Source organism: Acinetobacter sp. ANC 4173, from assembly GCF_004331255.1.
Taxonomy (GTDB): Bacteria; Pseudomonadota; Gammaproteobacteria; order Pseudomonadales; family Moraxellaceae; genus Acinetobacter.
Genome location: NZ_SJOF01000001.1, coordinates 281,418 through 307,195, shown reverse-complemented (window position 1 = coordinate 307,195; position 25,778 = coordinate 281,418). Strand labels below are relative to the sequence as shown.

Sequence of the window (25,778 nt, the reverse complement as noted above, 5' to 3'; positions counted from 1 at the left end):
TCGACGTTGACTGCCCATTGAACTGTCATGGATTATGCCATGATTTTCTGTTTGAGACGAAGCAGAAAATTCTTAAAGTCATCTAAGTAGGTAAAGATCACAGGAACCACTACCAAGGTGAGCAGGGTAGAGGTAATGACCCCACCAATTACGGCATGTGCCATCGGGGCGCTTTGTTCACCACCTTCACCGAGTCCAAGTGCCAGCGGAATCATACCCATGACCATGGCACTGGTGGTCATCAAAATTGGACGTAAACGGGTTTTACCCGCTTGTAAGATCGCATCATAACGGCTGCTGCCAGACTCCATGGCCTTTTTAATAAAATCGATCAGTAAGATGGCATTTTTGGTGACCAGTCCCATCAGCATAATGATGCCAATAATGGAGAATAGATTCATGGTCGAATTGAACAAGAACAGGGCTAAAAATACCCCAATCAGCGACAGCGGTAGTGAAGCCATGATGGCAGCAGGATGAATAAAACTATTAAACTGAGAACCTAAAACAATATAAATAAACACAATCGACAAGGTAATTGCCGTGAGTGCATAGCCTGCCGATTCAGCCATATCGGCATTTGCTCCTTGAGTATCAAAGCTATAGCCCGAAGGAAGTTTAAAATTATCCTGAATTTTTTGTATATCGGCACCAATATCACCCGCAGGGCGCCCAGCCGTATTGGCTTCAACTAAGACTTCTCGTGCCAAATCACGACGATTAATCTGAGAAGCTCCTAAGCTTTGTTCTAGGCTGGCGATACTGCCAAGAGGCACTAAAATATTTTGTCCTGACTGATCTTGTTTTGCTGAGTTAATGTATAAATTGCCTAAATCACTCGGTAGGCTACGTTGGCTTTCAGCTAATCGAACATTGACCTCATAAGTTTCACCTTTGTCATCTTGCCAAGACGTGACATCATCCCCAGCAATTAAAGGGCGCACAACATTGGCAATTTGGCTGACAGATAAACCTAAATCATTCGCTAAAACCCGATTAATATGAACCGCCAAGCTCGCTTTAGGTTCTTTGAGTGAACTTTCTAAGTCGACAACGCCGCGAACTTGAGCAACCTCTTGCATGAATTGGTCTGAGATTTTTTGCAGTTGATCTAAGTCAGCTCCTTTAATCGAGATCATGATCGGTTTTTGTCCGCCAGAAACATTTTCATCGGCAGAGGCAACCGAAGTCACCTGAATTCCTGCAATGCTTTTCAGTCGATTGCGGAATTCATTATTCAGTTGAATCAGCGTTTTATCACGTTGTTGGCGTGGGGTCACCGTCACACGCAGACTGACATGGTTTTTCCCACGATCTGTAACGCCATTAATCACCCCATAAGTACCGAGTACTTCAGGGTTCTGTCTTAGAATTTGCTCGACTTGTAACAGTTTGGCCTGCGAATATTCCAAAGATGCGTTAACTGGCGTTTCAAATTTGATCCGAATCTGAGCTTTATCTGGCGTAGGTACAAATTCAGTACCGATCATTTTAGATAAAGCCAATGCACCAAAAAGAGAGGCTATCGCAATCATGAGGGTAATTAAGCGAAAGCGTAATGCCAACTTTAATAAGTATTCGTAAACGTGGGTAATACGCTCTAGCAGACGTGCAATAGCGTCAAAGAAACGTCTTAATAGGTTTGCTTTTTTAGTTTTTTTGTCTGAATCTGTCCAATGTGCAGAGAGCATGGGATCAAGGGTGAAACTGACAAACATGGAAATCAGCACCGCTATACTGACCGTCACCCCAAATTGGTAAAAGAAACGACCGATAATACCGCCCATAAAGGCAACCGGTAAAAATACCGCCACAATGGTTAAGGTCGTGGCCAAGACCGCCAAGCCAATTTCTTTGGTTCCATCTAAAGCTGCACTCACATGATCTTTACCCATATCAGTATGGCGGACAATGTTTTCCCTAACCACAATTGCATCATCAATCAGTAAGCCAATGCTTAGCGACAAGGCTAACAGCGTCATCATATTAATGCTAAAACCAAAAGCCCAAATCATGGCTAAAGTCCCCAGCAAAGAGATGGGCAGGGTCATACCCGTAATGATGGTGGAACGGAAGGAACCCAGAAAAAGTAAGACGATGAAAACCGCAAGTATTGCACCCTCAAGAATGGTTCGGGTGACATCTTGAATACTGCCACGAATGCCTTGGGAGCTGTCGACCACGACTTTAACGCTGACGCCTTTTGGGAGTTGCTGTTCAATCTTGGTTAAAGCTTTACGGGTGCCATCTACCACTTGAATAATATTGGAATCGGAGTTGCGCAATACATCTACCGCGATAGCAGGGTTGCCATTTAAAAAAGCGCTAGAGTCTAGTTCTGCTTGACTGTCTTCAACAGTCGCAACTTGTTTCAGAAAAATCGGACTGCCATTTTTGGTGGCAACGATCAAATCTCCAAAAGCATAGGGATGAATCACTTTGGATTTAATTTCGACCACAAGTTCGGAATTGGCTTGTTTGAGGGTGCCACCTGGAACTTCAATATTTTCACTTTTTAAGGTGTTAATGACTTGGTCGATGCCAATGCTGTAGCTTTGTAATTTATATGGATCAATAACAATTCGAATTTGACGCTGGCTATCGCCTAATAAGTTGACTGCACCCACGCCAGATACCGTTTGTAATTCGGGCACAATCCGCTGGTCGATATAAGTACTGAGCTCACGTAAGGACTGGCTATTGGACTCAAATACAATTGACAAAATTGCACTGGCAGTTGGGTCATAACGCTCGACCACAGGGTCTTGGATTTCATCACGAAACTCGGCAGTCACAGGCGCTATTTTGTCGCGAATATCTTGAGCAGCGACAGCAGAGGGAACATCTAGATTGAACTCAACAATGATGGTAGAAAGTCCTTCACTCGATTGTGAGATAACTTGTTTAAGTCCAGAAATGGTATTGATCTGATCTTCCATTTTTTTGGTAATTTCAGATTCAATCGTTTCAGGTGAGGCACCCGGATAAGTGGTATGCACGACCACAAATGGAAAATCGACATCAGGAAATTCCTCTACGCTCATGCGTTGCCATGAAGCTAAGCCGAGCACCATCAACGACAACATCATCATGATGGTAAAGACAGGATATTTTACGCTGATACGGGTTAACCACATTTTAAGACCCTAAACTTATTGGTTTTGCTGAATCGTAACGGTTTTATGAAGATCCTCATCATTGAACTTTACACGGCTAATTTGATCGCCATTTGCAAGTCCAGAGACGACAGCCATATTTTCGCTATAGCGCTGCTCAAGTATTTGTATCGGAATGCGTTCAATTTTTTGCTGACGGATCACCCAGACATAAGGCTTTTGCGTCATGTTTTGAATCGTGTCTAAGGGAATCAATTGTCCAGATGTAGAGGGCATTGCCAGAATACTCCCTTCGACAAAGGCACCTATACTCAACGGGTTAAGGGTTGAATTTGGTGTGGCATAAAATTCAATTTGGCGACTGTTTAAATCAGCAAGGGGGGAAATGCGACTCAGGGTTGCGGTCAGTGTTTCAGGACTACCTTGTATGCGATATTCAATTTTTTGCCCAGCTTTTAACGCATTGCGTTGATCACTCGGTAAGCGTGCTTGTAGTTCTAACCGTGTTGGATCAACGATTTCGAATAAGGTTTGACCCGCTGTAACGGTTTGACCAGGTTCAACCTGACGTTTGGTCACAATTCCTGTAATTGGGCTACGTAAAGTCCCATCTTGTTCCGCCTTCAGTGCAATATCGACCGTCGCTTGTTGTGCGTTGACATTTTCTAATTGCGCTTGATAGTCCACCTGACTTTGTTCAAATTCAACTCTGGAAATAAAGCCTTGATCAAGTAACCGTTGCTTACGTTTCATCATGTTTAGAGCGAGGTTGGCTTGCGCTTTGGTCGCGGCTAAATTCGCTTTCGCTTGAGCTAGACGAGCTTCATTATCTTGATTATTGAGCTGGATTAAGATTTGTCCTTGCTGTACAGCATCTCCAATATCAGCACGCACAGAAGTCGCTGTCGCAGTCACTTGAGATTGCAAGCTACTTTGAGTCACAGCACGAATGCTGCCTGTAAAGGAGGTTTTTTCTACAGATTGACCATAATTAAACGCAACTAAATCTTGCTGAATCAGCTCAATTTTCTTATTTTCATGGGATGGTGAGGTTTCAGGTTGTTTTTGACATGCTGTGAGTAAAAGACAAATGCAGATTGTGAGGGCGGGTGATTGAAATAATCGGGATACATGCTGCATCTAAATGTCCTTACTGCATTGTAGGATTAGTTTTCCATGGCTTTTAAGCGCGCAATCATATTCGCGTATTCAGCCTGTGTATTGCGATAGTTGGTTTGTAACGTCTGAATTTGCTGTTTTTTATTGCTAATATTGGTCGCATTATTCGCGAGGGTACTTTTCAAAATCGCAGGGACTGGATCACCTTTACGTAAATATTCCATTTCTTGTCGTTTAAAGAAAATACGATCACTTTGCAATTGTTTGAGCTGGTCTTGTTGAAAGCTGATCTGCTTTTTGAGATAAGCTAAGGCATCATCACGCTTTTGAGTGGCAACTTGACTATTGGTATAGGCACGTTTTAAACGTAAATCAGCTTCACGCTGTTTGGCCTGGGCAGCACGTTGCGGTGCTCTTTTTTCTTCAGTTACTGCATTATAGGGGCGATTGCGTTTAATCACCTGCATATTGCGGTCGAGTGCTTCATAGCCATAGCGAAGATGATTGGGGGTGACACTGGTGCTAATATTCGCCACACCTTTGCTATCATAGTAACGATACCAAACAGCCTTTACCTCTTCAGCAAAAGTAAATGCCGATTGGAGGAGCAACAGGCTAATCAGCAATACTTTAAATGCGATTTCCTTTTCTGCAATGAAAGCAAGTTTTCGACTAAACTGACTTTTCATTGAATTCCCCACAGAAGTTAAAGTTGACTAAATTACTTATTTTTAAGTAATAATAAAGTTATATTAGAACTAATCTAGACAAGAAAAAACCTCTATTCATCAAAAAAAATATTGGGACGAATTAAAGTGTGAAATTGTTTGTGGAATTAGACGAAAGTGTCGACTTAGTTCAAAACTGTTCATTGAAAATACAAGTAAATATATGTTAAAAATGTTAGTAACTTGTAATAAAATTTTATATACCAAATGTATGTACATTCTAAAAATGGGACGGGTCATTAAATGGACGATAAATTTCAAAATCTAAAAGTCATGGTAATTGATGATTCAAAAACCATTCGTCGTACAGCTGAAACATTATTACAACGTGAAGGTTGTGATGTGGTCACCGCAGTAGATGGCTTTGAAGCTTTATCAAAAATTGCCGAAGCAAATCCAGATATTGTTTTTGTCGATATTATGATGCCACGTCTAGATGGCTATCAAACTTGTGCACTGATTAAAAACTCACAAAATTATCAAAATATTCCTGTCATTATGTTATCGAGCAAAGATGGCTTATTTGATCAGGCTAAAGGACGTGTTGTCGGTTCTGATGAATATTTAACAAAACCATTCAGTAAAGATGAACTTTTAAACGCAATTCGTAATCACGTAACAGCATAAGTTTTGTATTGGGGAAGAGCATGGCTCGTATTTTGATTGTAGATGATTCGCCTACAGAAACATTCCGTTTCCGAGAGATATTAGGCAAGCACGGATTTGAAGTCATTGAAGCTTCAAATGGTGCAGACGGGGTAACAATGGCACAAGCAGAGCTTCCTGATCTGGTGCTTATGGATGTGGTGATGCCTGGGGTGAATGGTTTTCAGGCAACACGTCAAATTGCGCGTGGCGATACGACCAAGCACATTCCAGTTGTTATTGTGAGTACCAAAGATCAAGCAACTGACCGTGTTTGGGGTAAACGTCAGGGTGCATGTGATTACTTAACCAAGCCAATTGATGAACAGCAATTGATCGATACCATTAAGCAGCACCTCAACGCAGGATAAACTATGGCAGCGAACGGATTTATCGAATTACTTCGTCTGGCGAAACGTGGGAATAAAAACTACGTTTCGACTGAGAATGAAGTAAACCGATGGTCAGGGATTGCATTTGAAATGATGGGGCAATATTTTGTTGCCCCTCTAGGTGAGGTTTCGGAAGTTATTTATCCACCAAAATATACGCCTGTTCCAAATACTCAGTCTTGGGTGATGGGGCTAGCAAATATTCGTGGACGATTGCTCTCGGTTGCAGATTTGTCACATTATATTTCTGGACATCGAAGCCAATATTCACCGACACAAAAAGTCTTATGTATCAGTCATCATGATCATTATGTCGGATTAGTCGTCGATCAGGTTTTGGGCATTCAACACTTTAATAAGAAAAGTTTCTTTTCTAAACATAAAGATTTAGATAGTAATTTACAAGAATATTGCCAAGGGTATTTTCATCAACATAACCAACAATGGCATGTTTTCTTATTTAGTCGTTTATTGCAAAATCCAAAATATATGAACGCATCTATAAAACTTATAAATTAATATAGTCCCACTCATTAAGAATGAAGGCAAAATTCGGGGAGAAGCTGCATGGGCTTTAAGCTAAAAAAGAAAAATGCAGGTGAAAGTACCAACCGTGCGGGTGGTAATGCTTTAGTAGCAAAATTTCAATCACAGACGGAACAGTTTTCGCGTGTATTCGGTGACAGTGAAAAGTCCAAACCATTAATTTTGGGTGCAGCATTTTGTATCATCTTGGCCCTATTTCTTCTGTTATATCTTTTCTATAGCGTACCGCGTAATAACGAATTTACGCGTAGTTTGGGTGACTTACGTTTATTATCTCAAACGATTTCACGTCAAGCGACAGAAGCAACTGCTTCAGGTACACCAGAATCCATCAAAAAGTTGACAGATTCACAAAAGGCTTTCGCTGAAAACCTTGAAACGGTGAATGATATTCATGCGAGTACTCCAGCCTTACGTGAAGTAGATGCTCAATGGAAAAAAGTTTCTGAAAATATTGATTTAATTGCGTCACAACAAAAAATCATTAATCAGTTATATGACACTAACATTGCGATCAGTGAAAGTATTCCAGGTATTCAGGCTGAATATAACTTGATGGTTGACCAAATGGCACGTCAAAATATGCCAAGTAGTCAGGTGGTTATTGCGAAAAACCAGGTGTTTATTGCGGAACGTATTTTACGTTCGATTAACTCGGTATTAACAGGTACAACCAATTCGAGCGCATCAGCAGATGACTTTAGTGCGGATACTGAAACGTTTGGTTCATATTTGAATGCACAAATTAACGGTAGTGCAGAACTGGGTGTGCAACAGATTGCAGAACCTGCTTTACGTGAATCTTTAGACGGTATTAAAGCGGAATATGATGAAGTATTAAAATCTGCGGCAGCAACAGTTTTAAAGAACTCCACGCAAATTGTAAAAGTACGTCAAGCTTCTTCTTCAATTTTTGAACAATCAGATGCATTGTTAACAAACCTAAACAAGCTATCTGGCGGTACAGGTTGGTCAATTGCAATTCCTGCCTTGGGTCTAATTATTGCACTGATTGGTTTCTTATTCTGCGTATTTAAATTACTGGTACTTCGTGGTGAAGCCGATAAGGTTCGTGTGTCACGTTTACAAGAAGAATATGACCGTAACCAGAATGCGATTTTACGTTTACTTGATGAAATTGCAGACTTGGCAGATGGTGACTTACGTTCATACGCAACAGTATCTGAAGACTTTACGGGTGCAATTGCCGACTCGATTAACTTTGCGATTGATCAATTACGTGAGTTGGTTTCGCGTATTACGGAAACTTCGGCAGAGGTTGCACACTATACGCAAAATACACAGGTTATTACCAACCAGCTAGCAGAAGCTTCTGAGCATCAGGCACAAGAAATTGCAGGTGCATCTGCCGCAATTAATGAAATGGCAATGTCAATTGACCAAGTATCTGCCAACGCTTCTGAATCGGCTACGGTAGCAGAACGTTCAGTACAGATTGCAACCAATGGTGCAGAAGTTGTAAACCGTTCAATCGAAGGTATGGATATCATTCGTGAGCAGATTCAAGAAACATCAAAACGTATTAAGCGTTTGGGTGAGTCGTCTCAAGAGATTGGTAACATTGTTGCCCTGATTAACGATATTGCAGACCAAACAAACATCTTGGCATTAAACGCAGCCATTCAGGCATCTATGGCGGGTGAAGCTGGTCGTGGTTTCGCGGTTGTAGCCGATGAAGTACAACGTCTTGCGGAACGTTCTGCCTCTGCAACCAAGCAGATTGAAACACTGGTTAAAACCATTCAAACAGATACCAACGAAGCCGTTATTTCAATGGAACAAACCACTTCGGAAGTTGTTCGTGGTGCGAACTTGTCTAAAGATGCGGGTGTAGCACTGGATGAGATTCAAAACGTATCGGGTAACTTGGCAAAACTGATTGCGAGCATTTCGGATGCAGCAAAACTGCAATCGGCATCTGCAGGTCATATTGCGACAACGATGAATGTTGTACAAGAGATTACGTCACAGACGACAACAGCGACCTTCGATACAGCACGTTCGGTTTCTGAACTTGCCAATATGGCAGAATCTCTGCGTGAATCTGTAACGGACTTCAAACTACCTGAATAAGTTAGCTATTCAAGGGTATTCCGATCTGACACAGGTCGGAATACTTATCTAGTTTTAAGCATCGAACCGCTGCACTTCTAGAATAAAGTTCGGCGTGATGATTACACTCAGGTTTTAGCGCCTTTTATGGTGGCGAGAAATGTAAGAAGCCAAAGCTATGAAAGAAATATTAGAAAATTTAGTCGATACGACAACGCTTCCAGAAGATAGTTATCTTGACCAAGATGCTGAAATTCTAGAGATCTTTGTAGAAGAAATTGAAGAAATTTTTGAAGAATTAGATACTGTTTTTGAGCAGTGGTTAGCAAATCCTTCTGATCAGGATACTTTAACGACCATTCGACGCCATTTTCACACTTTGAAAGGCTCGGGTCGTATGGTGGGGGCAAAGTCTGCTGGTGAAGTGGCTTGGGCTGTCGAAGATACTTTAAATCGTGTCATTTTCGGTTCTGTTCCTTTAGGGCTTAAGATCCAGAAATTTGCAGAAACGGTTTATCGTGTTTTTCAGTTTAAGCTTTATCCGCAGTTTAAATCGGTCAAACCGATAGAAATTGATTTAAGACCTTTGGTTCTATTGGGACAAGAGCTACAACAGGGTCGATCAATTGAGCCTGCACTTGAAGAGTTATTATCTTTAGCGGATCAGCTCCGATCTTCGGATGATTTGACTGGACTGGAATTAGGTACTTCTCAAGCAGATATTGCCTTGGTGGAAGAAGAGCTATCTAGCGATTTACAAGAAGTGACGACTTCAATTTTCATTGAAGAAGCGGAAGAACATCTTGCAACGATTGATCACTTCTTAAAACAAGAAGCTGGTGAAGTGCCTGATTATAATGGGTTGATTCGTGCCTTGCATACTTTGCGGGGTAGTTCATCTATGGCACACATCCAGCAAATTTTTGATGCCAGTTCAAAAGTTGAAAATTTATTTAAGACGCTTTTACAAGAAGAGATTGTTTCAACTTCAAATGAAACAGCATTACTCATTCAGTATGCAGAATTTGTGCGAGACTTCTTGCATATTCTACGTCAGGGTAAACTCGAAAATTTAAGTCAAATTGATCAAACTTTTAATCAAGCATGGGAAAATTACGGCTTTAATCAAGAAGAGTTTGAATCTAGTGCAAATCCACAAGGTTTAGTATCGCAATTAATTGAATTGGATATTGATCTGTTATTGGATACAGAACTCGAATTTGAAAAACGGATTAAAAATGAATTTCCTACTTATGTCGAGCAATTAAGTCAAAAAGCGAGTTTATTAGCCGAGCATACCAATAATCGTGCTTCACAAGGGATTCATGATTTTATTCAGGTTTTAGATAAATGTTATCAAACGCTTTTAGCTAAACCAACATTACTCAATATCGACTATGCTTATGAGTTATTTGCTCAGGCACATCAAGAATTTATCTATCTGTTTGATACTTTAGCTGCGGGGCAGCGCATAAGTTTATCTGCGCCAGCAGAGCAAGTGCTTCAAAACTTAACGGCATTTGTACAGCAAGATCTGGAAATTTTTGATCCAGTTGAAGAAAACCTATCTGAAGAAAATACGACTGAGCTTGAAGCAGATTTAACGGCTGAATCTGGTCATCAGGTCATTGGCGTTAACTTTGCGACTTTGTCAAAACGCTTGCATAGTGATGTGAAATTAGTTGATGTAGATGAAGCTAATCGACAATTTGATGAAGATCTACTGGATATCTTCCTCGAAGAAGCTGATGAATTGCTGATGGGAATGGATCAGGATGTTCATACATGGAGCAGTGATCAATCCAATACAGCAGCATTGAATAATTTAATGCGCTATTTGCATACCCTGAAGGGTGGTGCAAATATGATTCAAGCGACGCATATTGGTTTAATTGCGCATGAATTAGAAACCATTTATGAGCGTATTATCAATCAGCAAATTCAAGCATCTCCTGCTTTAATTCAGATTGTTCGTCTGGTTCAAGACAACATTGCCGATCGTATTCAAACGATTCGAGAAGAAAAAGTTGATTATCCAGCTCCAGAAGCGATTGATATTTTAAATAATATTCAAGCTTTGGTTGCGGGATCTGTGGTATCTACAGATACAGAGGTGGTTACAGAACAAAAACTATCTGCTGTTGAACACGTGGTTGCATATGAAGCTACGACCATTGAACCGCCAGCTGTACAGCCTGTACACGCAGAAGTCAGTTCGTTTGAAGAAGAGCCTGAAACTTCTGATTGGGTTGAGCCAGTATCACAATCAAACATTGTTGAGTCATCACTTCAAGTTGAATCTTTAGCACTTGATGAGAGTGTACGCTCAATTGTTGAAGAAACTTTCTACGAAGAAGCCGCAGAAATTTTCGATACCATGGAAAAGCTGCTGCGGAATTGGTCTGAGCAACGTAGTGACCGTAGTTTATTGCTTCAATTGCAACGTGCAGCACATAGCCTTAAAGGTGGTGCGCGCATGGTTGAAATTGAGCCAGTAGGGGCGATTGCATATCGTTTAGAAAGTGCTTTTGAACAGTTTGCAGTTCATCACTTTAATTCAAATGTTTATGATCCATTACTACAAACCACGATTACATGGTTAAGACATGCAATTTTTGACCATGATTATACTAATTTCGATAGTTTAAAAGCGGGCTTGGAAGCAATTGAATATGCAGATGTCACTGTTCAATTGCCAAGCCGTAATAACTCTAAACACACGCAGATTACTGCGCCAAGCTTTGAATTTATTCAAGGGGATGGAACAGAACCACCTGCAATGATGGGCGAGTGGGAAAGCTTTGGAGCCAATCATCAATCGAATGAAATGATTCGAATTTCAGCTGATTTGATTGAGAAGATGATTGATTTGTCGGGTGAGAATTCGATTAACCGTTCACGTATTGAAATGGACCTTGGTCAATTAGGCAATACATTGAATGAGATGGAATTGGCGATTAAGCGTCTTGCAGACCAGTTGCGTCGAATGGAAGGTGAATTAGAGTCACAAATTATTGCCAAACACGGCAGTGAAGTTGGTCGATATGCTGATTTTGACCCATTGGAAATGGACCAATATTCATCGTTAAATCAGTTGTCTAAATCCTTGGCGGAATCTGCTTCGGACTTGGTCGATTTCAAGAGTACTTTGGCTGAAAAAATTCGTGATACGGAAGGTTTGTTATTACAGCAATCTCGTATTCAGGCCGAAATTCAAGAAGGTTTAATGCGAACACGCTTGGTGCCATTCTCACGTTTATTACCTCGTTTGCAACGTATTGTGCGCCAGACAGCTTCAACTCTAAACCGACCTGCGGAGTTAATTGTCAATAATACTGAAGGGGAACTAGATCGCACTATTCTTGAGCGTTTAGTGACCCCGCTTGAGCATATGTTACGAAATGCTGTCGACCATGGTATTGAAGATCCTGTACAGCGTCAGTCGGCAAACAAACCTGAAATTGGAAAAATTGAACTGAATATTAGCCGTCAAGGCACAGATGTTGTAGTCGAGTTCCATGATGATGGTAAAGGGATTGATGTGAATCAAATCAAAGAAAAAGCTATTTCTTTAGGTTTGATGAAAGCTGATCAATCACTTGAAAAAGAAGAGATTCTACAGTTTATTTTCCATCCAGGTTTCAGTACAGCGCAGCAGATTACCCAAATTTCTGGACGTGGTGTCGGTCTGGATGTCGTGCAAAGTTCGATTAAAGCATTGGGTGGTCATGTCACTGTAGACTCAACACTTGGAAAAGGAACAAGCTTTAGTATCCGCGTTCCAACGACTGTGGCTGTAAGTGACGCCTTAATGGTGAAATCTGGCGATCAGCAATTCGCACTGCCTTTGGCACACATTGAGCGTATTGTTCGAATTTCACCAGCAACGTTAGAAACTTACTTTAATAGTAAAGAAGATTATTTCAAGATTGATAATCAAAGCTATAAGTTACGTTATATTTCGGAATTTGTTTCCAATCAGCCTTTACCGCGTTTAAGCAATATTGCTCATTCGTTGCCTGTACTGTTAATTAAGGGCAATAGTGGTCAAACCATTGCCTTATTGGTTGATCAGTTGATCGGCTCACGTGCGCAAATTGTAGTGAAACCAATTGGTCAGCAATTTGCTGCAATTGGCGCAATTGCTGGTGCAACGATTCTGGGTGATGGTCAGGTGTGTTTGATTCTGGATGGTCAAAATATTGCCCGTCAAGTACAAACCACACAACGTGTGAAACATGGTCATGGCCAACGTGATTCATACCGTTACAGTGATACACGTCGTTTAATTATGATTGTGGATGACTCGGTTACAGTACGTAAAGTGACTTCACGCTTGTTAGAGCGACAAGGTTATGATGTGGTCACTGCGAAAGATGGTGTTGATGCTATAGAGCAGTTAGAAAACGTCAAACCAGATTTAATGCTACTGGATATTGAAATGCCACGTATGGATGGATTTGAAGTGACGAACTTGATTCGCCACCATGAAGTTCATAAGCAATTGCCAATTATCATGATTACATCACGTACTGGTGAAAAGCATCGTGAACGTGCATTTAGTTTGGGAGTCACTCACTACATGGGCAAACCATTCCAAGAGGCTGAATTGTTGAATAACATTGAAAGTCTTTTGACTGTGAAACAGGGGTAATTTGATGAGTGAGAAAATCGCGAATAAATCGGTTTTAGACCAAATTAGTCAGCAAGAGTTACATCATCTTATTACAGTTTCTACTGGATTTATTGATGCTTACATCATTCAGTGCTATGGCAAAGTTGCAATGTTATTGCCACAAAATATCGTGCTTTCTGCGTTAGATAGCCAGACACACGTTTCTTCAGTGGAGTGGCATGATGTGAAACTACCTGTTTATGCAGTGAATGATCCTGCAAAAAAAATAGGTGTTGCATTAGTGATTGAAGGTGATGAAGTCAATCAGCGCTTTGCCTTGATGTGTAATGAAATGCCGAAATCTGTACGTGTTCGTATTTCTGAGGTGGTGGACGAAGAAATGACAGTTACTGATCCTATGGTGTTTCAGTATGTGAGAATGGGTGAACAAACGTTCCAAGTGCCTAATGTTGTGCAGATTCAAACCAGTTTAGGCATCAATTAGTCAGGCTTCAATAAAAAAACCCATGTTGAACATGGGTTTTTTTATGGTTTGATTGATCCGAAATTTTAAGTCAATAACCCTTCTAGAATCTGTTCATAAATCTCAGCTAAAGGCTCTAAATCGGCCACATTTACGTGCTCATCAATTTGATGGATACTGGCATTGAGTACCCCAAGTTCAAGTACTTGAGCGCCTGTAGGAGCAATGAAACGACCGTCCGATGTTCCACCACTGGTCGATAATTCAGTTTCACGACCTGTAACATTACGAATTGCATTTTGAGCTGCACTCACCAACTCGCCGACTGGAGTTAAGAATGGTAAACCTGAATGTGTCCATTGAATTTCGTATGTCAAACCATGACGATCTAAAATTTCTAACACACGTGCTTTTAATTCTTCTGCTGTGAGTTCTGTCGAATAGCGGAAGTTAAATGTCACCGTCATTGTCCCAGGCACCACATTGGTTGCACCTGTACCTGCTTGGATATTAGAAACTTGGAAAGAAGTTGCAGGAAAGTACTCATTCCCTTGATCCCAAATGGTATCGCACAGTTCTGCAACGGCTTTAGACGCCAAGTGAATTGGGTTAATCGCAAGATGAGGATAAGCCACGTGGCCTTGCTTACCTTTTACTGTGAGTACTGCATTTAATGAACCACGACGGCCATTTTTAACGATATCACCTAAATGATGCGTACTTGAGGGCTCCCCCACAAGACACCATGTCATTTTTTCTTGACGCGCTTCTAGGGTTTCAATGACTTTGACCGTACCATTAACCGCAGGACCTTCTTCATCAGAGGTAATTAGAAATGCGATTGAACCTTTGTGATTTGGGTGCTTAGCCACAAATCGCTCTGATGCGACAACCATTGCTGCCAATGCAGTTTTCATGTCTGCACTACCACGACCATAGAGCTTACCATCCCGAATTTCTGGAATAAAAGGCTCTGAGTGCCAAGCATTCAAGTTGCCTGTTGGTACCACATCTGTATGTCCTGCGAAACAAAAAACAGGAGCTTCAGTCCCTTTACGCGCCCAAAGATTATCAACATCATCAAAACGCATAGGTTCAATGTTAAAACCAATTTTTGCTAAACGTTCAGCCATAATGTTCTGACAGTCATGGTCGACAGGCGTAACAGAAGGTTGGCGGAGTAATTGCAGACTAAGTTCGAGTGTTTCGGAGTGATTCATACAGAAAAGCAAATGAAAAATTTGCTGCTATGATAGGCGAATCGAATCAATAAAGGGAGTTTTGATATAAAAAAACCTTATCGTTTTGATAAGGTCTTGATGTTCTTTCGAGGGGATTATAATTAATCTGCACTTTTTTCAGCACTATCTGTAACGACATCCCCAACTTTGGAAACGTCTTTACCTACACCTGCGACCGTATTACAGCCTGCCAGAAAAAAAGTGAGTAGTAATGAGATCGCGATTGCTTTTTTCATAGTGTTCTCCAAAACATGAATTATTATCTTGAGTACATATAGATTAAAAAACATTCAGCATAAACAGTACTATGATTTCATTATAAAAAAGTTAAAGAATGTATATGGCGTCATTTTAATGCTGAACGTAATGCTGGAGCAGAGGGCGGTTGCGATACATATAAAAATTTTGTTCCCCATCTTTATCCAAATAACAATACAAACCATCAGTCCAGAGCAGAGGTGTTACACTGGTTGCGGCAGCATGAGGGCAGAGCCATTCATGCCGTTGTAAGCGATGGGGGGATGCTGTCTGAGGAATAAAATCATAGCCCCACAAGCCTATTCTTCTATGTGGATTCAGCCAATGTGGGATTTGCTGTGTCGTTGCATGTAAAGGCAAATACAGTTGACCTTTTAGAATGACAAAGCGTTGTTGTATTGGATAATTCAGTGCTTGATCAAATTGAAACTGCTTTTGGGTAAAATGGTTTAATTTACGTTTTAATGTATCTGTTCGATTGAGCCCATACCAATGTGGAAAAGAAAAATCACATTCTGCTAAATAGTATTTTAAAGCCACTTCCCAATGTTCAATTTGATTGGTCTGCGTATTTTTAAGTAAAAAATCCAATTCGCCTAAAGTTTTAGGGCCTGAAATTTGCTGGATGCTATGCCCTAAGAGCTCATAAGGGTGATAATTATGATCACGTAACCAAAACCAAATAAACATTTCAAAGCGTAATCCGAGTCGAGTACTTTTTAATTGATTTAAAAAATCTTCTAATTCAGTTGGATGCTGATCTAAATAATCTAAACGGGTTTGGTAGAGGTGAAAATATTGTGTCCAAATAAGCTCAGTATGCAATTGAAAGGCTTGTTGGATATCAAATTGATCGGGATAGGCACTTAAAATATTGGGACTGGCAAGGCTAAAAGCCAATTGCCTCACCAGTGGATTTTTAAAATTGAGCCACGGTTCAAAAAGATGGTCTTGTTGTAAGGTTGGAAACATAGTGAAAACCGAAACGGCAGAACAATGTACAGAATTTAAAAAGGATAAAGTGTAAAAACATTTTATACTAGCGCAATTCTAGATTAGGGCTTGAAGATGAAGATATTGTTTTGGCGAAGTTTAGTGGTGCTTTTTGTCATCCTTGGCTTTATTGGTGCAGTACTACCAGGTATGCCAACAACAGTATTTTTAATTTTAGCTGCTTGGGCAGCCTCAAAAGGTTGGTCGCAAGTGGATGATTGGTTATTGAATCATCCCAAACATGGCGCAACATTACGTGCTTGGCGTGAAAATGGCACTGTGCCACGCAAAGCCAAATGGATTGCATCGATCATGATGCTGTTTAGTGGTGTGTTGATGCTATTCACAACCGCTCCATTTGCAGTCAAAGTCTTTACGGACTTGACCATGTTGATTGTAGCGATTTGGTTATGGTTACGCCCAGAACCTGCTTCGAGTGAAGCACGATAGATTATGCTCATAACTAATTGCACGTTTTTTTAGGACAGTTCAATGCAAGATTCATTACAACAAGCAGATATTTTAATAGATTTGGCAGAGCAAACTTTGCAACTGCCTAAGCATAATAAATTCTATGTGATTTCATCGGGTAAAAACGGCATGGGTGAACAAGAAAATAGTGGCAAGACACCAAGAGGATGGCATCAAGTGGCATTAAAGTTTGGTGAGGGTGCACCAATCAATGCAGTCTTTATCGCGCGTAAAGAAACAGGCGAAGTTTACGATCAGGCGCTTGCCACTGAATTTCCAGAACGTGACTGGATTTTGTCACGTATTTTATGGCTTGCTGGTTTAGAACCACAGTTTAATCAGGGTGAGGGCTGTGACACCTTTAATCGCTATATTTATATTCACGGCACACCAGATAGCGAACCAATGGGTATACCGTTGTCACATGGTTGTATCCGCATGCGCAATCAAGATGTGATTGAGTTATTTGAACTGATTCCTGAAAATGCATTGGTCTATATTTCGGAACAAACATTAAATTTAAGTTAAACCGTCGTCATTTTTATCTATGGCGTTAAAAATGTTTAAAAATAAAGATAAGGCTATGTGTAAAAAATACGCATATTTTTGAAATAACTTGCAGAATTTGCTTGTTTTTATAGCAAAACACTTATTTTTTAATCACTCAAACATAAAATTATGAAAACAGTGAGAAAAGCGTTTGACACTCAGTCAGGATTCTCTATAATGCACCACACAAACGATGAAGACGTTAAGGGCGCTTAGCTCAGTTGGTAGAGCGTCTGCCTTACAAGCAGAATGTCGGCGGTTCGATCCCGTCAGCGCCCACCAAGCCTTTACGTTAAACTCTCAGTGCAGCGGTAGTTCAGTTGGTTAGAATACCGGCCTGTCACGCCGGGGGTCGCGGGTTCGAGCCCCGTCCGCTGCGCCACTTGATGAGTTTAATAATTGTTTGTACCACAAATGCGATATTGTGTAAGTGCAGCGGTAGTTCAGTTGGTTAGAATATCGGCCTGTCACGCCGAGGGTCGCGGGTTCGAGCCCCGTCCGCTGCGCCATTTACACAAAATAGCTTTTGAGGGCGCTTAGCTCAGTTGGTAGAGCGTCTGCCTTACAAGCAGAATGTCGGCGGTTCGATCCCGTCAGCGCCCACCATATTCTTTGTGATGCAGCGGTAGTTCAGTTGGTTAGAATATCGGCCTGTCACGCCGAGGGTCGCGGGTTCGAGCCCCGTCCGCTGCGCCATTTCAAAGAAGTTTTACAGTCTGACAAGCTGTGTTTTAAAAGATAAGCCTTGTTGTTTATCTTGCATCCTAAAAATAGTGATGCTATTTTTAATGCCTTAGGGCGCTTAGCTCAGTTGGTAGAGCGTCTGCCTTACAAGCAGAATGTCGGCGGTTCGATCCCGTCAGCGCCCACCATAATTTTGACAGATTATGGATTTTGGTTTTAAGAATTCCGTGTTGCAGCGGTAGTTCAGTTGGTTAGAATATCGGCCTGTCACGCCGAGGGTCGCGGGTTCGAGCCCCGTCCGCTGCGCCATTTTTAATATCTTATTTCCCTGAATAAGATGTTTAATCCAGATAAAGTTCCTTTATCTAGATTTGATAAAAATAGGTCTCTATTTTTATTCTTCAGGGCGCTTAGCTCAGTTGGTAGAGCGTCTGCCTTACAAGCAGAATGTCGGCGGTTCGATCCCGTCAGCGCCCACCATATATTTCCTTCATGTTGTTTAAACTCAGTCTTTTATATAGAATTTATTATTCAATAATAATTCAATATATATCATTGATATGAGAAATCCTTATCAGCATAAAGCTGCATCTAAAAATCATAATTCTAGCCCGAGTGCGTAGAATATCTATCGGCAATTTATTGAAAATATGGTTGTTCAAGGCTCTGTGACTGCTTTATATCAGGATGGTTGGGCATTATGCGCGACCCAACAGGGCAACGTGCATTTGTAATCTGGCAAAATAAAAATTTAGCTAAATTATTGATTAGGGACAATTGGGCAGATTATCAATTGAAAAAAATCAGTCTCAAAGATTTGGTGGAAAAACTAATTCCTTATTTAAGAAAGGAACAGACCACCATTTTAATGGATTTAACTCCTGAAGGACAAAATATCTTGGTTGCACCAGAAAAACTATTATTAGATTTAAAAAACTATTTAGAACAAGTGTATATGCAAAAACCTGAGTTATTTCAGGACATGAGGTTTCCTCTACCTCGTCATATTCATCTGAATTAATCCTTAGAATTCATTGAAGAGCCAACCACTACCATACGCAAAATATTCTCGAAGCCACGAATTATAACGGTTAATTAAAGGAGTGGGGGCAGCTACAGTAATGATATGACGATAGCCTTGTTTACGGGCAATCGCGGCAGCTCTTAAGGTATGAAAATCACTGGTAACGATAGCAATCGGTTCATTCAATTGAATATTGAGCTGAGCAAGAATCGGTTGGCTATTTTTTAGATTTAAATCGGTACTGGTACTTTTGTCTTCTAACCAAATACGGGTAGGTGAGATCGAGAATTTTTGTTGCATATACTTGGACATAATTTCGGCTTCAGTGTATTTCTCCCTAAAATCTAAACCGCCCGTCATAATGAGGGGAACGTTGGGTTGTTGTTTTGCCAGTTCAGCAGCCTGATCTAAACGTTGTGCTAAGGTGGCGGAAGGTTGCCCGTTTTCTATACCACTCCCCAAAACAATAATGGCTTTCACAGGGGCTTGCTGAGTATTGTTTTGAGTTGCTAGATGTAAATAGACAAAAAAGCAAACTACACTTGTGCTCCAAATTAGAAAACCTAAGTAGCCCACACGCCAGATGATATTTCTTAATTGTGTTTTATGAATAGAAATTTGAATTTTAGGGTAGAAAATTGCAAAGACCAGTAGTCCAAATCCGATCAACAACGGCAGTATCGTACCTAAATGAATTTTATTGAGACTGATTAAGTAGGCCCCATCCAGAAAGAGCGCAGTTCCAATGAGTGCCGCGAATAGTCTTTTTAATGGTGTTGATTGCATAGGTATAAATTGGATTTATATATTTACGATGAATGGTAACCGAGTTTAAGGCATTGCTGCTTATGATATTGAATTGATCAATAAAAAACCGAGCCTATTTAAGCTCGGTTTTTTATTTTATGCTACTGTTTTTAGTACACATCGCGACGATAGCGACCTTCTTGACGAAGTTGTTCTACCGTGTTTTCACCCAGAATATCAATGAGTGCATGCTCGACATCACTGGCCATGCCTTGGATGCTACCGCAGACATAAATGACTGCACCACGATTAAACCATGAGATCAGCTCTGCTGCTTGATTACGTAGAACATGGTGTACATAGACCTTTTCCGCTTGATCACGTGAGAAAGCCAAGTCCAGACGTTCTAACATGCCTGTGGTTTGCCATGCTTCAATAGTGCTTTGGTAGAAAAAGTCATGTTCACGTTGACGTTCACCAAAGATGAGCCAGTTTTGGGTGTAATCTGCACGCACTCGAGCATGGATCAGACTCATCAGTCCAGCAATGCCTGTTCCGTTACCAATGCAGATGATAGGGCGATTGTCATCAATGAGATGGAATGATTCATTATTGCGAATACGTAGTGCAATTTCTTGTCCAATTTCAGTATGTGCAGTTAACCAGCCGGAACCCAGACCAAGTTCACCTGTGAGATCAGTTTGCTGGCGTACCACCAAACGTAGTGTTTGCTGTGATGGAATGCTGGCAATCGAATATTCACGCGAAGCCAAAGTTTGCAGTTGCTCAAGCAAATGTTCCATGTTGGCAAAAGGTTCAACATCGGTATTCAGTTGTTTATCCCATAAAGCCTGTTCAATTGAAACAGCTAAAGATTCCACCTGAGTCTGGGGTACAATTTGATGTTTCATCATAAATGCAGCGATACGTGCAGGACTATTGCCGGGTTGAATTTCTGCAATATCACCCGCTTGCCAATGTGCTTCATGTTTGGCTTGCAGTTCGATATTAAATGCAGGTGCGCCAAGACTATTCGGATTTAATAAATCACGTTGGGTTAATGTCCAGCGATCAAATGTTTTATCGATGTGCATGGCTTGTAAATCAAGCTTGCTGCTTTTGGCTAGCGCATGATTCCAACGCTGTATATCTTCATGGTTGGCATTATCGACTTCTATGGTATCGAACAGTGCATGAGCTTGATTTTGTTTGAGCCAAGCAGCAATAGCATGTCCAAAACTACAATAGCTGTCTGGATATTCTTTAGACCCTAAGGCCAATACTGCAAAGTGTGCATGGCTTAAATCTATTTTACTGTTCAGTATTTTCTTGGCAAAACCAGAAGCAAGATCAGGTGCATCGCCAGTGCCATAAGTACTGGCGACAAACAAGATTTGTTGAGCAGATTGCAAATCTTCTAGGGTGAGTTGTTGCACGGTTTTAACAGTAACGGGTTGGCGAGCCTCTTGTAAACTGGTGGCTGTACGCCAAGCCAACTGTTCGGCCACACCCGTTTGTGACGCATAAGCAATGAGCCAAGGTTTCGCATTTGGATCTACAGTAATGTCATGATGGCTTAAACGGGCTGCTTGGGTTAATTTCTTCTGCTTGCGACGTTTAAGATACAACATCCATCCTGTGACAAAAAATAAGGGCATTGCAAGTGCAGCAAGCATGGCAAAGAAGTGATACACAGGACCAAAGAAGCTACCACGGTGTACAGGCAGCATACTGCTCATGATTTTCTCATTGAGCTTTTTGTCTGCATATAATTCAACATCTTGCACAGTTGCAGTTTGATAGTTATAGATGGCTTTATTGCGTGCCCGTTCATGTTGTGGGGTTGGATCGACAAAACCGAGTTCAACTTTGCCATCTGCTTTTTTCGGAAGATTTAAGGTCAGTGTTGAATAGTCATGCCCCAGTTTAGCTTGCACGCCTGTCCATGTTTGTGAAAGTACCGTTTGCATTTGTGTTGGACTGAATTCAGCATGTTGTTCGGAGCCTTTGGATTCACTATTTGAACGTTCTCGAGCTTCAGGATTGCCTTTTATACCATCAACGGTTTGACGTTCTGGATTACGATCATTCATTTCAGCTTGACCGCGTGTCGCACCATTTCGACCTTCAGTGTGATCTTGTGCATTGGCGTTGTGAGAACGATCTTGAGGAGCATGTTGGCCGTGTTGTTCACCTGATGCCCCACGTGGACCTTGCCCTTCGGGTTTACCACCTTGCATTTCTGGTTTTGGTTGTTCAACCCCCATAACCTTGAACATGCCACTACGCCACCAATCATAAGACCAGTAGAGTCCTGTACATGCCATCAGTAAATAAAACACCACCACCCACGTGCCCACCACGGCATGTAAATCCCATAGGAAGTTGCGACCTTTGAGTTTAGGTTTAACAAATAACCATTGTTTAACCGAGTGTTTTTTGGGCCAGCGTAAATAGAGACCACTCAAGACAAAGAAAATTAGCATGAGCGTACAAGCAGCGGTAATTTGTTTCCCTACAGGGCCAACAGTTAAATTACGATGCAACTGCTGCACAAACTGGAAAAAGCCTTGTCCTTTTATTTCTGGCAGAACTTCAGCAGAGTAGGGGTTGACCATCATGTTATAGCCGCGTCGAGCACCTTCTTTGACAATATTGACGGTGCTTGAAGCAGTCGGGTCTTTTGCAATTGTGATGCTGTTAATTTGGATATTGGAATCGACCTGCTGAAAATGTAAATAGAGTTCAGCTGGTGTAAGCTTGTCTCGATTTTCAGCCTGAACAACATAGCTATCTGTATTGATCCATTGAAGGATTTGTTGATCATAAGAATAAATCGCGCCAGTTACGCCCATGATGGACAGTATTAATCCAGCGGTAATCCCCATAAACCAATGAATTTGGAAAAATATTTTTTTCAACATGATGGTCAAGTGTTGGAAGTGTGAAAAAATTGGCGAAATTATAACTTAAGATTTAGAAGATAATGTGGATTTTGAGGATAATATTTATTCTCATTATCATTTTTAATTTGTTTTGTAAAAAAGCCTTCATATTTCAGAAGGCTTTTCTTATATTCGGCTGCTTAGATTTTCTTCGCTTCGCCTACAGATTCATTTAGATGTTTGCGAATAGTCTCGAAAGAGAAATTACGCGAGTCCATGCGCTTAGGTAAAATATAGGCACCTTGTTGACCTTTCACTTTAAAGTTCAACAACATAAATTCTGGTGTGTTATACCATTCGTAAATGTCTTTCCAGCCAATTGCACCAACACCTTCTTGCATGCCCATTTGTTGGCGCATCACGAGACCGTGAGGTTGTACACCCAATTTTACGCCTTTGATTTCCTGCACAGGAAATTCATTCATTTTGCGTTTAACATACCATTCTAAGCCATAAGTACGAATTGCAAGGTATAAAGCCACCCCAACAATTGCCACCCAGCAGAAAATGGTTGAGTAGTTTTTTAATAAGATGATGCCCAAAATCGCAAGAGCTACGATGGCACCCATAATCATCCATGCTTTGGTGCTAATTTTATTGGTACTACGCCAAATCACTAGCTGAGCATGACGCTGCTCAGCTTCAGAGATTTCGTAGTTCACAGGTTGTAGCGTGTAAGCGTATAAATTTTTTGCGGTCATAGTGAAAAGAGCAAATTTAAAACTGGAGAAAGTTTAGCATTAAATACACAGGGTTGATACGTTATAAATGCATTGTATTGCGGGTAAGATGCTGCTTTTTTAACAGCAAAATTTTTAATGCCCCGCAAGCCAATTTGTAATGCGTCGGATTTAATATCTTTTATAAAGATGCAAACTCGGTCGCCTGATCATCACGTTCATTGCTCAAGTTTTGCTTGAGGTGACTCAATTGCTGCAAGATGCTGAACATTAACGATAATTGCTGCAAAATAATCAAAGATAATTGATCTTCTTTTTTATCTTGCGTAAGGCGTTGTCGAATGGTTTGCAACATATTTTGTGCTGTTAAATCAGGCATTTCGTCTTTCAGTAATGCACCTTGAATATCCTCCTGTGCTTGATTCAGCAGATTTAGAATTTCAGGATCCGTGATTTGGGCACGATGTGCACCGAGAGCCGCGATATAACTCAAGAAGGTATGATTCAAACAAAGAAACTCAAAGGCCTGACTTTTTTGCGTAGGGTCAAAGTCAGGTTCGGTTGCAAGGGTTGAAATAAGCGATGCGACATCGGCATCCGTATTGTGTGCAGCACGTCTAACCACGCGATAATTCAAACTATTATTTCGACCTTGTTTGTATTGTTGAATCACTTCATTTAAATAGGTGCATTGAGCCTGTAAGCTACGTTGAATACTATGTGGCAGACGACGGAATTTCCAATCTGGAAAAATAAAGGTCACGCCTAGCCATGCAAGGGCACAACCAATCAAAGTATCAATCATTCGCGGTACGGCTGCTGAAAATCCTAAACCATCTAAATTAAAATTAATTAAGGCCAAGATGGTAATAAAGGCAGTTGCTTGTGCATATTGTTTACTGCGTAATTCAAAAAAGAGCACACCACTTAAAATCAACAGCAGTAACTGACCTTCAATTGAAGGAATAAAGTACAGCACGGCCTCGCCAATGATAATCCCGATTAGGGTTCCTACTACGCGCAGGCGGAGTCGGCGTTTGGTGGCGTTAAAGTTGGGCTGGCAAACAAACAGGGCCGTTAAGATAATCCAGTATCCATATTGAATTTGGGTGACTTGTACAAAAATATAGCTGACCAGCAACACAATTGAGAGTCGAATGGCATGGCGAAACAACACAGATTCAGGTGTAAGATGCTGTTTGATTCGAATAACAATATCATCCCAACCTTTAAGGTCATCATCCTTCAGCTGGTTTTCAATATGTTTGCTTTTATCAAAAACAATGTTTTGTTCAGTTTCCAAGTTACGCAGCTGAGCATCAATTGATTTAAGGTTTTGGTATAAGGAGAACAGGGCATTGATCCAAATCGGATCGTAATGATTGTCATCCCGCAATTTTTCTAAAGACACCTTTAGATTTTGAAAAGTATGTTTAAAGCGCTTGTTATGTTTATAGTTTTTTCGCAATAAAATGCTTTCACTTAGATCTTTACAGGCTTTACCCTGAATAGACAAAATACGTTGAAAGCGAAACAGGATATCGCTATGTTCAAAAACTTTGCTCAGAATTTGATAGTCAATGTGAGCGGAATCTGCTCGTTCATGGATATCTTGTGCGACAAAATAATATTGCAAACTACGTCGAGTATCACGCTGACCTCGGTCACCTTTTAGGCGGGTAAGTAGCGCAGTTTTCATTTCATTAAAGATACCGACTAACTTGCCATTTTCCAGTGACAAATCAATCATGCTTTGCTGGTAGCTTTGCGGAGTCATATCGACATCAAAAAGATTGGATTTTGCAAACAGGAAGTTACCTAGCGAGGAATAGCATTCGGATAATTTATCTTGGACTTGGCGAACTGGAAACAATAAGAAACTGATGGTTGAAATTAAGCCATACCATGCGGCGCCTGCAACCAATAGCGAGGGTTGCATATACCATTGATCAAATAAATGTACGCCCAACATGGAATATACGGAAATGACCAAACAACCATAGGAAATGGTGGCATAGCGACGCCCCAAAGAACCCAATAAAATAAAACCAATGCAGGAAATAATAAGTCCGATGGCGAACAAAACAGGATGTGGAAAAAGAAAATAAATAGAGGTTGCTGTAACAAAAAAACCGATATAGGTATAAACCAAATTTAAAAGACGCACCGAGAAGCGGTCATCAATATCACTGAGACCTGCAGCCACAACACCTAAGGTGAGGGGGATGGTTGCCAGTTGGTACCCTAAAAAGTAGGGAACAAAAGCGGTACCTGAGAACGCAATAATCATGCGCACGTTATACATAAAAGAGGTGTTATAAGTGGTTTGCTTCAGACGAGTAAGCCAAGTGTTCAAGTGGTTTCCTTCAAGAGATGTACATCAAACCTTTATGCAAAAAGTAGATTTGAGTCAGGATTTAATTTCACTTTTTTGATCAAGAAATAATACTATGGAGAGTGTAAGCTTG

Annotated in this window: 18 protein-coding genes, 8 tRNA genes and 1 pseudogene; 17 read left to right on the top strand and 10 right to left on the bottom strand. The window is 40.8% G+C overall.

The features are described 5' to 3' along the window. Nucleotides 1-32: 32 nt before the first annotated feature. From E0H94_RS01390 to E0H94_RS01380, 3 genes are read right to left on the bottom strand one after another with little or no spacing between them, the layout of a single operon-like run. Complete coding sequence (locus E0H94_RS01390) at nt 33-3,137, bottom strand: efflux RND transporter permease subunit (protein ID WP_131324782.1); 3,105 nt, start codon at nt 3,135-3,137, stop codon at nt 33-35. Nucleotides 3,138-3,152: 15 nt separating this feature from the next. Next, nucleotides 3,153-4,256: an efflux RND transporter periplasmic adaptor subunit gene (locus E0H94_RS01385; RefSeq protein ID WP_131324781.1), complete on the bottom strand. Its 1,104-nt coding sequence runs from the start codon at nt 4,254-4,256 to the stop codon at nt 3,153-3,155. A gap of 26 nt (nt 4,257-4,282) precedes the next feature. Then, nucleotides 4,283-4,924, bottom strand: coding sequence for a hypothetical protein (locus E0H94_RS01380; protein ID WP_131324780.1), 642 nt, complete (start codon nt 4,922-4,924; stop codon nt 4,283-4,285). Nucleotides 4,925-5,206: 282 nt separating this feature from the next. Here E0H94_RS01380 and pilG point away from each other — a divergent pair, with 282 nt between their 5' ends. The 6 genes from pilG (at nt 5,207) to E0H94_RS01350 (ending at nt 13,739) form a co-directional block, all read left to right on the top strand. Further along, a complete protein-coding gene (pilG, locus tag E0H94_RS01375; protein WP_116760298.1) occupies nt 5,207-5,590 on the top strand; it encodes a twitching motility response regulator PilG in 384 nt (127 codons plus the stop codon). Nucleotides 5,591-5,610: 20 nt separating this feature from the next. After that, complete coding sequence (locus E0H94_RS01370; protein WP_131322356.1) at nt 5,611-5,979, top strand: response regulator; 369 nt, start codon at nt 5,611-5,613, stop codon at nt 5,977-5,979. A 3-nt stretch (nt 5,980-5,982) separates the two neighbouring features. Further along, on the top strand, nt 5,983-6,519 hold the full coding sequence (locus tag E0H94_RS01365; RefSeq protein WP_016167068.1) for a chemotaxis protein CheW: 537 nt from the start codon (nt 5,983-5,985) through the stop codon (nt 6,517-6,519). 48 nt (nt 6,520-6,567) lie between these two features. Further along, entirely contained in the window at nt 6,568-8,640 is a 2,073-nt protein-coding gene (locus E0H94_RS01360; RefSeq protein WP_131324779.1) for a methyl-accepting chemotaxis protein, read from the top strand. A 157-nt stretch (nt 8,641-8,797) separates the two neighbouring features. Further along, the gene (locus E0H94_RS01355; RefSeq protein ID WP_131324778.1) at nt 8,798-13,273 is read left to right on the top strand and encodes an Hpt domain-containing protein; all 4,476 of its coding nucleotides are present in this window, start codon (nt 8,798-8,800) and stop codon (nt 13,271-13,273) included. Nucleotides 13,274-13,277: 4 nt separating this feature from the next. Next, complete coding sequence (locus E0H94_RS01350; RefSeq protein WP_131324777.1) at nt 13,278-13,739, top strand: hypothetical protein; 462 nt, start codon at nt 13,278-13,280, stop codon at nt 13,737-13,739. Nucleotides 13,740-13,804: 65 nt separating this feature from the next. Here E0H94_RS01350 and dapE read toward each other — a convergent pair whose 3' ends face one another. The 3 genes from dapE to E0H94_RS01335 form a co-directional block, all read right to left on the bottom strand. Beyond that, complete coding sequence (gene dapE / locus E0H94_RS01345) at nt 13,805-14,938, bottom strand: succinyl-diaminopimelate desuccinylase (protein WP_131324776.1); 1,134 nt, start codon at nt 14,936-14,938, stop codon at nt 13,805-13,807. Nucleotides 14,939-15,060: 122 nt separating this feature from the next. Further along, nucleotides 15,061-15,195, bottom strand: a complete 135-nt coding sequence (locus tag E0H94_RS01340) for an entericidin A/B family lipoprotein (protein ID WP_131324775.1) — start codon at nt 15,193-15,195, stop codon at nt 15,061-15,063. Between the two features lie 115 nt (nt 15,196-15,310). After that, a complete protein-coding gene (locus E0H94_RS01335; protein WP_131324774.1) occupies nt 15,311-16,189 on the bottom strand; it encodes a DUF1853 family protein in 879 nt (292 codons plus the stop codon). A gap of 96 nt (nt 16,190-16,285) precedes the next feature. Here E0H94_RS01335 and E0H94_RS01330 point away from each other — a divergent pair, with 96 nt between their 5' ends. The 11 genes and pseudogenes from E0H94_RS01330 (at nt 16,286) to E0H94_RS01280 (ending at nt 18,935) form a co-directional block, all read left to right on the top strand. After that, nucleotides 16,286-16,660 (top strand): YbaN family protein, encoded by a 375-nt coding sequence (locus E0H94_RS01330; protein ID WP_131324773.1) that lies wholly within the window; start codon nt 16,286-16,288, stop codon nt 16,658-16,660. Nucleotides 16,661-16,702: 42 nt separating this feature from the next. Next, nucleotides 16,703-17,209 (top strand): cell wall-recycling L,D-carboxypeptidase ElsL, encoded by a 507-nt coding sequence (elsL, locus tag E0H94_RS01325; protein ID WP_131324772.1) that lies wholly within the window; start codon nt 16,703-16,705, stop codon nt 17,207-17,209. A gap of 227 nt (nt 17,210-17,436) precedes the next feature. Beyond that, nucleotides 17,437-17,512 (top strand) — tRNA-Val (locus tag E0H94_RS01320). 23 nt (nt 17,513-17,535) lie between these two features. Next, a tRNA-Asp gene (locus E0H94_RS01315) sits at nt 17,536-17,612 on the top strand. A gap of 50 nt (nt 17,613-17,662) precedes the next feature. Then, a tRNA-Asp gene (locus E0H94_RS01310) sits at nt 17,663-17,739 on the top strand. Between the two features lie 21 nt (nt 17,740-17,760). Continuing rightward, a tRNA-Val gene (locus tag E0H94_RS01305) sits at nt 17,761-17,836 on the top strand. A gap of 13 nt (nt 17,837-17,849) precedes the next feature. After that, nucleotides 17,850-17,926: transfer RNA gene (locus E0H94_RS01300), tRNA-Asp, on the top strand. A gap of 100 nt (nt 17,927-18,026) precedes the next feature. Further along, nucleotides 18,027-18,102, top strand: a tRNA-Val gene (locus tag E0H94_RS01295). 44 nt (nt 18,103-18,146) lie between these two features. Next, a tRNA-Asp gene (locus E0H94_RS01290) sits at nt 18,147-18,223 on the top strand. Between the two features lie 95 nt (nt 18,224-18,318). Then, nucleotides 18,319-18,394, top strand: a tRNA-Val gene (locus E0H94_RS01285). A gap of 80 nt (nt 18,395-18,474) precedes the next feature. Then, nucleotides 18,475-18,935, top strand: a pseudogene (locus tag E0H94_RS01280) (DUF2750 domain-containing protein). Between the two features lie 3 nt (nt 18,936-18,938). On the opposite strand, the gene E0H94_RS01275 reads toward E0H94_RS01280, so the two are convergent. From E0H94_RS01275 to yccS, 4 genes are all read right to left on the bottom strand, one after another. Then, nucleotides 18,939-19,724: a YdcF family protein gene (locus tag E0H94_RS01275; protein WP_131324771.1), complete on the bottom strand. Its 786-nt coding sequence runs from the start codon at nt 19,722-19,724 to the stop codon at nt 18,939-18,941. A 131-nt stretch (nt 19,725-19,855) separates the two neighbouring features. After that, on the bottom strand, nt 19,856-22,609 hold the full coding sequence (locus E0H94_RS01270; protein WP_131324770.1) for a PepSY domain-containing protein: 2,754 nt from the start codon (nt 22,607-22,609) through the stop codon (nt 19,856-19,858). 161 nt (nt 22,610-22,770) lie between these two features. Further along, nucleotides 22,771-23,331, bottom strand: coding sequence for an SdpI family protein (locus E0H94_RS01265; RefSeq protein ID WP_131262772.1), 561 nt, complete (start codon nt 23,329-23,331; stop codon nt 22,771-22,773). 160 nt (nt 23,332-23,491) lie between these two features. Beyond that, a complete protein-coding gene (gene yccS / locus E0H94_RS01260) occupies nt 23,492-25,666 on the bottom strand; it encodes a YccS family putative transporter (RefSeq protein ID WP_131324769.1) in 2,175 nt (724 codons plus the stop codon). Nucleotides 25,667-25,778: the final 112 nt, after the last annotated feature.